This window comes from Faucicola mancuniensis (assembly GCF_046523945.1).
Lineage (GTDB): Bacteria > Pseudomonadota > Gammaproteobacteria > Pseudomonadales > Moraxellaceae > Faucicola > Faucicola mancuniensis.
In genome coordinates this window covers 34,430-47,526 of record NZ_CP171363.1, presented here as the reverse complement: position 1 = coordinate 47,526, position 13,097 = coordinate 34,430, and the positions used below count along the sequence as shown (strand labels likewise).

The following is a 13,097-nucleotide window of genomic DNA, read 5'->3' as shown; positions in this document are numbered from 1 at the left end:
AAAATGACACCCGAACAAGCACAAAAACTAACTAAAAATCCTCTGCACACGACAAAAAAACAAAAAAGTCTGATAAAACAATGGCATAATAGTAATTTTTCCGACGAATTAAAACCATGCCAAACCTTATCAGACTAGAAAGAATTTTATCGCAAAACCTAACAATACACAAGGCAAAAATCAACTGCTTAAGTCTAATGATAATAGCCATCATTACCGCCCAAAGCAGTAACCTAAAAAAGATAGCCAGACACTTTACCAACAGCACAACAAATGACAGCAACTACCGAAGAATACAACGCTTTTTCGCCCAAACACCCCTAAATGAACACCAAATAGCACGCCTTATCTTTCAACTATTTGGACTAAACAAAGTCACACTCACCATTGACCGTACCAACTGGAAATGGGGAAAAAGCAACATCAACATCTTCATGTTAGCTGTTGTACACAAAGGCATTGCCATACCCTTATACTGGACAATGCTAGACAAACAAGGCAACTCAAAAACACTAGAGAGAACACAACTCATTGAAAAATTCATTCACACCTTTGGTAAAGATAAAATACAAAAAGTATTAGCCGATAGAGAATTTGTGGGTTCTGCATGGTTCGACTGGCTAACAAAACAAAATATTAAATTTGCCATACGCATTAAAAAAGACAGTAAAGTGACCAATACACAAGGACAAAGCGTACAAATTAAAACACTATTTCATAATTTAAACCAGCAAGATACTTATCACCATGCTAGAACACTCTTTGTTGATAAGTGTCCTGTCAAGGTATCGGCAAAGCTTGATAGTGATAATGATTATGTGATTGTGGCTACCAATGATTTTGATGATATTGACCCTATGGCAACTTATGCGATGCGTTGGCAGATTGAAACGCTGTTTTCTTGTTTAAAGGGGCGTGGTTTTAATCTTGAGGATACGCATTTGACTAAACAAGACAGAGTGAGTAAATTGGTTGCGGTAAATGCGTTAGCCTTTTGTTGGGCTTATTTGACTGGCTTGGCGGTCATTGATGATAAGCCTAGTCATTATAAACGTTGCCTTAAGTCTAATGGTCGTCCTCAGTTAAGTGTTTTTGCTTTGGGGTTAGATTTTCTGATTGATGGATTTAGATGGTTTATTATGTGTGGTGATTTTGCTTTTTTTAATAGGTTGGTTGATTTTCTCAGTTTTAAAAGAAAATCAACTTTATTTTAGTAGTTTCTGTCGTGTGCAGAGGAAAAAAATAATATGTTAAAAAAATATATTGTACATATCTTAATCATTGGGCTTATAAGCATAAGTATTTTTCTAGGATATAAAGATACAGACAAGCTAAAAAACAACAAAAAGGAACTTGTTAATTTGGAACAGATTTCTATACAATTAAAAAATCTAATGGAAGGTGTTACTAAAAATGTTCGACCTCCTGATGTAACAGAAAATAGAATAAGACAAAATGGTTATACATATTTAAGCTATTATTATAATAATCCTAAAGGAGAAGAAATTAAAACGATAAGAGATAATTTAGATAGTAATCCTTACTGGAAGATGGTACCTAAAAGGACTAAAGATGATGAAAATATATTTCTTAGTTATTGTTATGGAAAAATAGGAATGAATTTATCAAGATTCACTTTTATAGAATCTGCAAATACCAATGGATTTCCAAGACTAAGAATTAATATATTCTACTATGAAAAAAGTGATTGTAATAAATAAGGCTCTAGACTAGCAGAACTAATCTGATAGACTAGAAACAGGAGATATAACAGCAAGTTAAGAGACTATAAGGTCAAAAAAATAATACTATGCTTTTGCATAGATACTGACGGTAGTCCTCAATTTACAAAAGCTGAAATTTCGAAGGTATATAATTTATCTCAAGTAAACCCTGAAACTGGTTTTAAAAATGCACTAGGTAGAGCGACTAATTTTAGAACCATATATATACAAGCAAAAGATGGTATAGTAACTATCCAAAATGGAAAAATACGGTAGACATGGTTATGACTTTTATAAAATTGGATTTAGAAATTATTCCATCAAATTTAGAAACTTAACATCAGCACAAATTAATCGTATATCAAATTATAATTATGAATTCTTCCTCTGCACACGACAGAAACTACTAAAATAAAGTTGATTTTCTTTTAAAACTGAGAAAATCAACCAACCTATTAAAAAAAGCAAAATCACCACACATAATAAACCATCTAAATCCATCAATCAGAAAATCTAACCCCAAAGCAAAAACACTTGACTGAGGACGACCATTAGACTTAAGGCAACGTTTATAATGACTAGGCTTATCATCAATGACCGCCAAGCCAGTCAAATAAGCCCAACAAAAGGCTAACGCATTTACCGCAACCAATTTACTCACTCTGTCTTGTTTAGTCAAATGCGTATCCTCAAGATTAAAACCACGCCCCTTTAAACAAGAAAACAGCGTTTCAATCTGCCAACGCATCGCATAAGTTGCCATAGGGTCAATATCATCAAAATCATTGGTAGCCACAATCACATAATCATTATCACTATCAAGCTTTGCCGATACCTTGACAGGACACTTATCAACAAAGAGTGTTCTAGCATGGTGATAAGTATCTTGCTGGTTTAAATTATGAAATAGTGTTTTAATTTGTACGCTTTGTCCTTGTGTATTGGTCACTTTACTGTCTTTTTTAATGCGTATGGCAAATTTAATATTTTGTTTTGTTAGCCAGTCGAACCATGCAGAACCCACAAATTCTCTATCGGCTAATACTTTTTGTATTTTATCTTTACCAAAGGTGTGAATGAATTTTTCAATGAGTTGTGTTCTCTCTAGTGTTTTTGAGTTGCCTTGTTTGTCTAGCATTGTCCAGTATAAGGGTATGGCAATGCCTTTGTGTACAACAGCTAACATGAAGATGTTGATGTTGCTTTTTCCCCATTTCCAGTTGGTACGGTCAATGGTGAGTGTGACTTTGTTTAGTCCAAATAGTTGAAAGATAAGGCGTGCTATTTGGTGTTCATTTAGGGGTGTTTGGGCGAAAAAGCGTTGTATTCTTCGGTAGTTGCTGTCATTTGTTGTGCTGTTGGTAAAGTGTCTGGCTATCTTTTTTAGGTTACTGCTTTGGGCGGTAATGATGGCTATTATCATTAGACTTAAGCAGTTGATTTTTGCCTTGTGTATTGTTAGGTTTTGCGATAAAATTCTTTCTAGTCTGATAAGGTTTGGCATGGTTTTAATTCGTCGGAAAAATTACTATTATGCCATTGTTTTATCAGACTTTTTTGTTTTTTTGTCGTGTGCAGAGGAATTCTTCAACGTTTCAAATGAAATTATTAGTGATGATGAGGATATAATACATTTCGATATAGTTAAAATTAGAAACCAAGGAGATACTTTTCTTTTGGAAAAACTAGAATTTGACGATGTTGATCCACCAAATATTTATTTAGAAGATTTTAATGTATTTAATTTGGATTTAGATGAAATATCTAGTCGATGGGAAGTTTTAGGATTTAGTTATAAACCACAGACTTCTGAGAGAGTTATTGAGATTGACGATAAAGTGAAAATAGTAAAATTTTTAACACTTGTGAATTCCATAACTTCACTGGTCGAGGGTTGGCTTATTGTAAAGCAAACTATACCTAATATAATAGAATATGGTCTTTATAATTTGAATTTGCTTAATCAGAATTTAAATAAGGGTTAGTATAAAACTCGAATCATAATATACAATAAGGGGTCAGCACAGAATTCGGACCATATAGCACGCTAAGGAATTTTATCGAGTATTGAATTTCACAAATCAATGCCAATAACCTTGTATTGAATATCCAAGGCAAAAGCGAAGACAGCGATGTTGTATTGACAGGCAGTGACTTAAATCTTAAAGGTGACCGCTACAACAACGTAGAAGGCGATGTAATAGAACAAGTCGCCACAGGCACTGGGTATGACCGTAGTACCAATAAATCAAGCAGTTATGGCATTGGGGTATATATTGACACCAAAGGCAGTGCAGGGATTAGTGCCAATGCCAATATGGCAAAAGGTTATGGTAATGGTGAAACGCCAACAGCCATATCAATGTGGCAGGTACCACTTACCAAAACGTGGGTGGTGACTATGTCGTAGATGGGGCAGTGGAAAAAGGCAACCGTATGACGGGTCATATTGGTGGGGCAATTAAAGCCACCAGCCGTCAGGATACCGCTACATATGATGGTAAACAGACCAATGCTGGGTTTAGTGCAGATATTGATTTAGTCAAACAAGGAGCAGGGAGGAGTTTATCTGTCAATGGCGGTCGTACTCGAGCAAACGCCGATTATGCAGCGGTGACTGAGCAGACAGGCTTACAGTATCAATCATCCGATGTGGTGGTAGAGGGTAAGAGTACGTTTAAAGGGGCGTACTTTACGACGGCAACGCCTGAGGCTAATAAAACCCAGTTTAGGGGTGGGTTGGAAGTTAGTGATATTGAGAACCATAGCCAGTATAAGGCGGATGGGATTAATGCTGGTTTGTCGGCTGAAACAGGTCAAAAACCCAAAGTCAGTGGTGTAGGTTATGGTAAAGATGGTGACAGCCAAGCCAGTACGACGTATGGTGCGGTGACTGGGGTTGCTGGTAAGTCAGAGGTGACGATCGCTAATGTCGAAACTTTGAATAAGTCGTTAGCGAATAACTTTGATAAAGACAAGGTCAATGCTGAGATTGGTGCTCAGGTGCAGATTACTCAAGAGTATGGTAAGGAAATTCCGAAAGTAATTGGGGATTATGCTAAAGAAAAAACCAAACGCTATGAATATGCTCAAATGGTTGAAGGGCAGTTAAATGATAAACTTAACTCTACTACTGACCCTGTACAACGACAGTTAATTTTAGAGGATCTACAAAAAGTTGAAGCGTTCAAGCAAGCACATGAGCAAGATTATAATAATTGGAAAGAAGGCGGTGCTTATCGTGTGATGGCTCATACAGCTGCTGGGGCTTTGGGTTCTGGTTCTTTGCAAGGTGCTGCCTTTAGTGGCGGAGTGGCTGCTGCCGCTCCTAAAATTAATGAGTTGGAAAGTAAATTTACAGAAAAACTAATTGAGCAAGGTATGAATCCAACGGTGGCTCAAGGTCTAGCAAGTGGATTGTCGAGTGCAACTATTGCTGGGGTCAGTAATTCGGCTGGTCTTGGTACTAATAGTATAGCAACTGCGGTTAACATGGATGCGAATAATAGACAATTACATCCTTCTGAAAGAGCATGGATAACTAAGAATACTCATGATTTCGCATTAAAAATGGGTATTTCAGATGTAGAAGCTGAAAAACGTTTGGCACAAGAAGCAGCTCGGCAAACTGATCTGCTATGGATGTTAGCTCTTCCTAAAGGTACAGACACTGTTGCCAACTTTTTGGCAAGTTCTAATGGTTATTTCACAAATGAGTTAGGTGGGAAACAAAAATTTTTCACAGCAGTAAATAGCGATTTTATAAGACCAGAAGAATACGCTCTAGACACTGACCAAGCCTTTAACAATAGAAATTTGATTTCTAAGCAAAATTCCAATATAATTCAAGGACTAAATCAAGTAGCTAATAATACAGCAAGTGACGTAAAAAAATACTGGCAAAGTCATTCTGCATCGCAGATTGCAAAGGATGCTGGAACTGTGGCTTCAGATACTGCAAAAGGCTTGTGGAATTCAGCGAAAGAATGTGCAGGGAATATTAGTAAATGTGCCAATGATGCAAAAGATTCTACAGTTGACACAGTAAAAGATAAAAGCAATGCTTTTGGTCAAGGTCTAGCATCTTTATCACAAGGTAATCTAAATAAAATTTATGGTCAAGATGTTTCTGGGGGACAAAAAGCGTTACTAGGTATTCAAGCTGCAGAGGTAATTACAACTGCTACTGGTGCGGCTAAGGTAATAGGTTCAACTGGTAAAATTGTTGGCAATCAAATTACTAAGGAAGCAGCGGATAAAGCTAAGGCGGAAGCTGAAAAAAAAGCTGCTGAGATAGCTGCTCAGAAGAAAAAAGCTGAAGAAAATAATAGAGTTTCACAGCAGGAAGTATCTACTAATCATAATAATCTGACAAGAGAAACAAACTGCTCCTTCCGTGGTGATATGGAAGTCCGTACCATTAACGGCTATAAGTCGATTAATGAAATTCAAATTGGTGATATGGTTTGGTCAAAAAATGAAAAAACTGGACTCATGGGATATCAAAAAGTTCTTCATACCATGAACAGTATTGACCCTGATACGACTTACGTTACTATCACTGATAGTCATGGACATAGTCAGCAGATTGTATCAGATAGCTTACATCCGTACTTTTCAAGTTATGGAAATGATATCAATCCTGCAAAACCATCTATTGGCAAAGAATATCATGGTGATATTAAAAATGCTTATTGGATTAATGCAGGTGATTTGAAGAAAGGTTATAAAGTGCTTGGCTCAAATGGTGAGTGGCAAGTTATTTCAGAAGTGTATACTGTTAAAACGCCATTAAACAGTTATAACTTGGAGGTTAATACTGACCATACTTTCTTTGTTAAAGGAATTGGCGGTCTTGATGGGGTCTGGGTTCATAATAAAAATTGCTTCTTAGATGTAGGAGAAAACCCTGAAACTAAAAAAATTGATGGTCATAATGTTACTTTTGCAGACTATAAAACTGGGATTGATTCCAAAGGCAATACCTTCATGGAAAGAAAAGCAATCATTGATAATCCAGACCTTGTTACCAATCCGAATGCTCCAAAGTTTGTTGAAGTAAAAATTACAGGCGTAAAAAATCCTAAAGTTCAAATTATAGATAGTAAGAAACCTGATATCACTTTAAATGAAGATGGCTCAAAAACGCTTACGCCAGGTGAAAAGGGGAATTCATGGAATCCCGAGGGCAAAAAACCACAACCAAATCAAACTTACTACACACCAGATGGTTACAAATATCAAACTGATGCATACTCACGAGTTCATTCAGTTGAAGCAGATTTAAAACTAGATACAGAATGGGCTGATCCTCACCGTAATCTGTACGAGCAAAAAAAAGCTGGAGGAACTGATAGGCTTGCTGATGATGACGGCGGACATTTGATTGCGTCTATGTTTAGAGGAATGGGGGAACAAATAAATGTTGTTCCAATGAATAGAGTATTGAATCGCAAAAATGGAGGTTGGTATGATTTAGAGAATACTTGGAGAAGTAACTTAGAAGCTGGAAGAAATGTGAAAGTTAAAATTGAACCTGTCTATAGTGGAAATAGTAAAAGACCATACAAGTTTATTATTACTGAGAGAATTGGAAAAGTCGAAAGAGAATTTGAATTGGCAAACACAGCCACTGGTAAGTGAGGTTGAAATTATGAAAAACTTATATGACTTTGTAGAGGTTAAAAATATATTAAAAGATATTTTTCCGCATGAAGCTAAAGCTTGTTATTTTGAGGGATTTATATATTCCGATTTCAGTACCTGTAGTTTATACTTTGAAGATAAAAATAACGAAAATAGCTCATTATTTGAAAATATTAATCTGAGGGAAACTCGTAATATTTTAAAAAAAATTATTGAAGATTCTTATGATTCAGCAAAAGGTGATTGGAATCATTATCAAGCCACTCTCACAAATAATGGCAATTTTAATATGAATGTTGCCTATATCCCAGAAGATGATAGATGGTCTCATTTAATTATGAGAGGAATTAGCGACTTAACAGAGGATGAGTCTAAGAAATTAGGAATCCCAAAAGATTTATGGTTGGAACGTATAAAGCATAAAGGCACAGGTACGTCAGGAAAACCCAAGAGTGAATTTTATTAGTTATACAGTTCAGCATATCGAACGGAAAAGATAGTACGCTAAGGGATTTAGTTAGGTATTTTTAGACTGCTTTTTCGTGTCTAAAGAAAAATACCTTTGAAGACCGTGGTAGGACTGTTAATGTCATCGAAAATCCCGAGTGGAGTGCAACAGGCGGTAAAGCTAAATATTTTGAAGTTGATGCTGATGGTAAAATTCTTAATGAGAATGAGCCTAATATCCATCGTGCTACCAATAGACCAGCTCAGAATGATAATCATGTATTCGTTAAAGACCCATTACATCCGCCAAAATCAGCAATAAAAGCTGAAGGGGTTACGCCTGAGTATCTAATCACAGATCGAAGTAGTAGACTGTACAATAGTAGGACATTACATCCTACACTTCCAGATCCTATAGTAGGATGGGATTTTAAGCCTTCGCAAATCAATGCTAAACCAGGCAGCTCTGACAGTATTTTAAATTCTCAGATAAATGGATTTGTTCATGAAATTGATCTTGCTAACAAAGTTGCTAATGAGGGTTTTGTAGTCCTTAAATGGGGCGATAAACCTGGAACACATGGCAGTGATGTTATCTCAATTGACCCTAAATCTGAAACAGTAGTTTTATGGGATAATAAATTCCGTAGTGATGATGGGACGTTAGAAATTTCTCCCACCTTCGATATAAACGCTAAAACTGCATCTGGTGATTCTAGTGGAGCTTGGGAAAATGCAAAACAAGAAGCCATAAGAGTTATTCAAAATTCTAATTTACCTGCTGAACAAAAAACAAAATTAATAGAAGATGTTGATGCTGGTAATTTTGAAACCCGAACAGTGGGTAGTGGTGGGCTTGATGGAAAAATGGTAATACAAAAGTATGAAAATGGTCAAAAAGTAAAATAAGGTGACATATGGAAACAATTAAAGAAAGCCTTTTAAAAGATGTTAAAAATTCTGGGAAAGGTGGATTTTTCTATTATCACGAGTCTTCCAGAGATGAGTCAGCAATCAATGTAATGCATGGTGGTATTGCCAGTGGAAGTTTACGCAATTGCTATTATAGTTATATGCTTGGTGAAAAGTCTCTATTTGAGCAGTTTTTACCTAGAATTATTAGGCTGTGTGAAAAAGCAATTGAACTAAAAATTGAAGTTAGTTGGCGACCTAGTCATGTTTGTTTGATATATGAAGCTTATGCAGGAGCAATATGGTTATATACAGGTCAGGATAATATAGACATTTGGAAAGAATGTTTGGCTCAAACCAATCTATGGTTTTTTGAACAACGAAATCCAATCGATTATTCAGTCTGTAAGGGATTGGATCGCCAATTATTTTATACCTATTTACAACGCTGTTTATTTGCCAAAGAATACCAACAAGGCATAGCAGTTTATGAGCATTTTAAAGGCAATAAACCAGTCAAACTCACATCAAAAACAGGTTTGGTGACTTTGATGTATGCTATCTTACGCCATTTTGCATATGGTGAATTTGATAAAGAAAAGTTAAATAAAACCTGCATGCAAGTATTGGGCAAAGAACTTAAACACGTTTACATGAAAGGTCGTCCTGATGATGCTGTTTATTGGTTAAAGACGATGTGTTTATTGCGTGAGAAACAGTATATGCCTGAAGAAGTTGTCTTAACCTTTTATGAATTTTTAGAAGATGAAGAAATACCTGATGAAATTCATAAATTTTTAAAAGAAAGAGAATTATCTACACGCAGTGACTTGATTGCTAATGGAGAGCATTCAAAACCCTGTATCCGTTAAATTATAGTTTCATCACAGCATCTAAACGACCAGAGAAATGGATAGACAACTGCATCATTGATTGACCCCAATTATTAATTGGCATCGTCCATTTCTCTGACGCATTTAGCATACCAACATACAGTAATTTTAGCAAGCTTGTTTCGTTTACCGCCTTATACACAGGCTTTAAATCACGCATAAAGGCTTTTTGGTCACGACTTGCCACATAACGCAGACTATTGCGAATTTGATGAATCACACACAATTGCACCTCTGTATTAGGAAAGACAGCCTGTATCGCCTCAGGAAAGCCTTTTAAGCCATCAACGCAAGCAATGAGAATATCTTGTACGCCACGATTGTGTAAATCAGTGAGTACCGATAGCCAGTAGTTTGCTCCTTCACTCTCAAAGCAGTATAGACCGATGAGTTCTTTTTTACCTTCGGTATTAAGTGCTAGAAGCGTGTAAACCGCTTTATTGACATAGCGTCCTTCGTCTTTGACCTTGTAGTGAATAGCATCGAGCCAAACAAAGGGATAAACACTATCAAGTGGTCGTGATTGCTCCATAGCTCATGCCATTAAGGCAGCTTCAGTGAGTTGTTTGATGAGCGGGGCAAGTACCCCATCACTGCCTGTGATGGGTTTGCCTGATTGGATGGCTTTTAGGGCTTTGTTAAAGTCAAAGTTTTGCATGGTGTCTTTCCTGTTTTTTTGTTAGTTTACAGAATTGACACAGTTTTTTGAACACTACCAAAATCAACTTTGTTTTAAGTAATTTTTATCGTGTGCAGAGAAGTTTTTCATCATTTTATTTGATTTTTTAAAATGATGGATTGGTTTTATTATCTGAAAAAATAAACGTTATATTATAACATAATACTTGTATTATGTTATAATATTTCTTTTTTTGTTAAAATTGGGTTGTTTTATGCTAAAAAATTCACTTCATTTGGCAGTTTTAGCTGTATTTTCTAGTTATACCATGTCCGTTTTTGCTGATGATGCCAGCGTGTTATCGCCAGTACCAGAGACCGTGCTTGATACGATAGTGATTCAGGGCTCTGCTACCAAAATGAACACATCATTGTTGGATAGCAAACAAAAGGGCAGTGATTTGCTTATCAAAAAAGATACGCTAAAAACCCGTGCCACCACATTGGGTGATGCGTTGGACGGTGAGTTGGGCATTCATTCCAATCAGTTTGGTGGTGGTGCGTCAAGCCCGATTATTCGTGGGCAGGAAGGCAAACGCATTACCATTTTACAAAATAATGCTGATGTGATTGACATGGCTCATTTGTCGCCTGACCATGCGGTAATGGTGGATACCACGCTTGCTAAACAGATTGAAATGGTACGTGGCGTGAGTACATTGCTGTATAAATCGGGCAATTCGGCAGGGGCGGTAAACGTCATTGATAATAAAATCCCTAGCCAATTACCAAAAAAACCGATTGAAAGTGAAGTGGGTATCCGCTATAACACAGGCAACGATGAAAAGTTGGAAACGGGTTCATTAACCGCACAGTTGGGCAAACATATGGTGTTCCATGCAGAAGGTCTGCATAAAGATGCCAATAATTATCAAACACCCAATTACGGTTATATGGATTTTGACACAGGGGACGAACTTGACAATTATGTCAAAGCCCCAGAGCTTTTGCAAGCATTGGAAAAAGAATGGCAAGCGATTCAAAAGGGTGTTAGATTGCCTTTTTCTGAACGCACATATTTTATCACTGATGAAGCTGGTTATCTCAAACAAAAGGCTAGTTTGGATAAAGATTTGGCGGCAGCAAAAACTTATAATTTTGACTATTTGCCAGAGAGTTGGGCAAAATCCAAAGCAGGTAGCGTGGGTTTATCATGGGTAGGTGATAAAGGCTACATTGGCGTGGCGGTAAGCGAACGCAAGGACAAATATGGATTGCCAGCTCATAATCATTTGTACGAAGGTTGTTCGGTTATTTCGATTTTTGACAGTTTTCGCTATCGTCCGTATTTGCAAAAATATCCGCAACTGATTGATGAATCCGATGTTAATTATATCAACCCACGTCCAGATTGTGAACACGCTCACGGTAATAGTGAAAGTCATGGTATTCAAGATAAACACGACCATGCACCGCCTTTTATTGACTTGGTGACCAAACGTTATGATTTGCGTGGCGAATGGCAAAACCCAACATCATGGATTAGTAAAGTGCGTGGTAATGTCGGCTATGTCGATTATCAACATGATGAAAAAGAAGGCAATATTGTCAGCACATCTTTTAAAAATAAAGGCAAAGTTGCCCGTTTGGAATTGACCCACGAGCCGACAGAGCGTTTAAAAATGTTGTGGGGATTGCAATATTTACAGCAGGATAATAGTGCTGAATCTCCTGTTACTCAATGGCGAAATCAACAAGTTTTGACAAAAAATGATTTAACCAACCAAAGCATTTTTGCGATGGGTAAATATGATTTTGACAAACTATCGGTGGAACTTGGCACACGTTTAGAAAAACAAAAAGTGGCAATGGATTTTGACAAAGATTATATCGAAAACAGAATGCGTCAAAGTAGCTGGCTCAAAGGTGAAAAACTAGAAAACGCCATTACTTACGCCCTAGATGCGACGAAACCGAATGAAAAAACTGCCCATTCTTACGCATTGGGATTGAATTATCAGTTTTTGCCTGACTATACTTTATCGTTAAATGTGTCTCATCAAGAACGTTTGCCCAATTCGCAAGAGCTTTACACACACGGTATGCACTTAGCGACCAATTCTTTTGAAATTGGCAATCGGCATTTGCAAAAGGAAAAATCCAACAATTATGAATTAACATTGGCTTATCAAGGTGATAAATTAGACTACAAAGTTTCGGGCTATTTGTACGATTTTGACAACTATATTTACCTACAATCGATTAACGAATATCTCGGCACGGCACGCATTCAGCACGTTCGCCAGCTACGGATTAACCGTTACGACCAAAGCCCTGCCAAATTTTATGGTGCGGAAGTCAGTATCGGCTACCAATTTTCACCGATTTATTATGCCTCTATTTTTGGCGACTATGTCAAAGGGCGATTGCATGATATGCCTGATATTGTGGTGGATTATAAACCTGCGGGCTGGTTTGACCCAGAAGTGAAAACCTACGGCAAACAAGAAGACCGCTACACGCCACGCCTACCACCAATGCGACTTGGTGCAAAAGTGCAAGCCGATTTTGATGAAAAATGGTCGGGAAGTCTTGAGTTTGTGCATACTTTTGACCAAGAAAGGGTATCCAAATTTGAAGGGATTACCAAAGGCAATAACCTGTTAAACATGGGGATTGACTACAAAAACTTTTTAGGCAATGCCGATTATTCGATTTTCTTTAAAGCCAATAATCTGCTTGATGAAAAAGTGTACGCTCACGAAACATTTTTGCCCTATATTCCACAAATGGGCAGAAATTTTAGCTTAGGTATTAATGTCAAATTTTAAGTAAAAATAGCAGGGTTGTATTTACA

9 protein-coding genes and 2 pseudogenes are annotated in these 13,097 nt (G+C 36.9%); 8 read left to right on the top strand and 3 right to left on the bottom strand.

All coding sequences use genetic code 11. The annotated features are described in order from the left end of the window. Positions 1 to 116: 116 nt before the first annotated feature. Together ACGTJS_RS00180 and ACGTJS_RS00175 are read left to right on the top strand one after the other, a co-directional pair. The gene (locus ACGTJS_RS00180; protein WP_410472409.1) at positions 117 to 1,214 is read left to right on the top strand and encodes an IS4 family transposase; all 1,098 of its coding nucleotides are present in this window, start codon (positions 117 to 119) and stop codon (positions 1,212 to 1,214) included. Positions 1,215 to 1,247: 33 nt separating this feature from the next. Beyond that, complete coding sequence (locus tag ACGTJS_RS00175; RefSeq protein WP_410472408.1) at positions 1,248 to 1,721, top strand: hypothetical protein; 474 nt, start codon at positions 1,248 to 1,250, stop codon at positions 1,719 to 1,721. A gap of 409 nt (positions 1,722 to 2,130) precedes the next feature. On the opposite strand, the gene ACGTJS_RS00170 is transcribed toward ACGTJS_RS00175, so the two are convergent. Further along, a complete protein-coding gene (locus ACGTJS_RS00170) occupies positions 2,131 to 3,228 on the bottom strand; it encodes an IS4 family transposase (protein ID WP_410472447.1) in 1,098 nt (365 codons plus the stop codon). On the opposite strand from ACGTJS_RS00170, the gene ACGTJS_RS00165 reads away from it, so the two are divergent. The 5 genes and pseudogenes from ACGTJS_RS00165 (at position 3,227) to ACGTJS_RS00145 (ending at position 9,601) form a co-directional block, all read left to right on the top strand. Beyond that, positions 3,227 to 3,709, top strand: a complete 483-nt coding sequence (locus ACGTJS_RS00165) for a hypothetical protein (protein WP_410472406.1) — start codon at positions 3,227 to 3,229, stop codon at positions 3,707 to 3,709. The genes ACGTJS_RS00170 and ACGTJS_RS00165 overlap by 2 nt on opposite strands. Positions 3,710 to 3,825: 116 nt before the next feature. Then, positions 3,826 to 4,181: pseudogene (locus ACGTJS_RS00160) on the top strand (hemagglutinin repeat-containing protein); the annotation flags it as partial. Then, positions 4,161 to 7,367: a DNA/RNA non-specific endonuclease gene (locus ACGTJS_RS00155; protein WP_410473293.1), complete on the top strand. Its 3,207-nt coding sequence runs from the start codon at positions 4,161 to 4,163 to the stop codon at positions 7,365 to 7,367. The pseudogene ACGTJS_RS00160 and the gene ACGTJS_RS00155, both read left to right, overlap by 21 nt. Before the next feature lie 10 nt (positions 7,368 to 7,377). Continuing rightward, complete coding sequence (locus ACGTJS_RS00150; protein WP_410472403.1) at positions 7,378 to 7,836, top strand: hypothetical protein; 459 nt, start codon at positions 7,378 to 7,380, stop codon at positions 7,834 to 7,836. A gap of 898 nt (positions 7,837 to 8,734) precedes the next feature. Further along, the gene (locus tag ACGTJS_RS00145; RefSeq protein WP_410472446.1) at positions 8,735 to 9,601 is read left to right on the top strand and encodes a hypothetical protein; all 867 of its coding nucleotides are present in this window, start codon (positions 8,735 to 8,737) and stop codon (positions 9,599 to 9,601) included. Between the two features lies 1 nt (position 9,602). Here ACGTJS_RS00145 and ACGTJS_RS00140 read toward each other — a convergent pair. Continuing rightward, positions 9,603 to 10,148 (bottom strand): annotated as a pseudogene (locus ACGTJS_RS00140) (transposase); the annotation flags it as partial. A gap of 9 nt (positions 10,149 to 10,157) precedes the next feature. After that, positions 10,158 to 10,280: a hypothetical protein gene (locus ACGTJS_RS00135; protein ID WP_410472400.1), complete on the bottom strand. Its 123-nt coding sequence runs from the start codon at positions 10,278 to 10,280 to the stop codon at positions 10,158 to 10,160. Between the two features lie 235 nt (positions 10,281 to 10,515). On the opposite strand from ACGTJS_RS00135, the gene ACGTJS_RS00130 reads away from it, so the two are divergent. After that, positions 10,516 to 13,071 (top strand): TonB-dependent receptor, encoded by a 2,556-nt coding sequence (locus ACGTJS_RS00130; RefSeq protein ID WP_315044240.1) that lies wholly within the window; start codon positions 10,516 to 10,518, stop codon positions 13,069 to 13,071. Positions 13,072 to 13,097 lie beyond the last annotated feature (26 nt).

Coding starts and splice junctions, on each gene's coding strand:
- ACGTJS_RS00180 (WP_410472409.1), top strand. CDS start 117: ATGCCAAACCTTATCAGACTAGAAAGAATTTTATCGCAAAACCTAACA.
- ACGTJS_RS00175 (WP_410472408.1), top strand. CDS start 1,248: ATGTTAAAAAAATATATTGTACATATCTTAATCATTGGGCTTATAAGC.
- ACGTJS_RS00165 (WP_410472406.1), top strand. CDS start 3,227: ATGGTTTTAATTCGTCGGAAAAATTACTATTATGCCATTGTTTTATCA.
- ACGTJS_RS00170 (WP_410472447.1), bottom strand. CDS start 3,228: ATGCCAAACCTTATCAGACTAGAAAGAATTTTATCGCAAAACCTAACA.
- ACGTJS_RS00155 (WP_410473293.1), top strand. CDS start 4,161: ATGACGGGTCATATTGGTGGGGCAATTAAAGCCACCAGCCGTCAGGAT.
- ACGTJS_RS00150 (WP_410472403.1), top strand. CDS start 7,378: ATGAAAAACTTATATGACTTTGTAGAGGTTAAAAATATATTAAAAGAT.
- ACGTJS_RS00145 (WP_410472446.1), top strand. CDS start 8,735: ATGGAAACAATTAAAGAAAGCCTTTTAAAAGATGTTAAAAATTCTGGG.
- ACGTJS_RS00135 (WP_410472400.1), bottom strand. CDS start 10,280: ATGCAAAACTTTGACTTTAACAAAGCCCTAAAAGCCATCCAATCAGGC.
- ACGTJS_RS00130 (WP_315044240.1), top strand. CDS start 10,516: ATGCTAAAAAATTCACTTCATTTGGCAGTTTTAGCTGTATTTTCTAGT.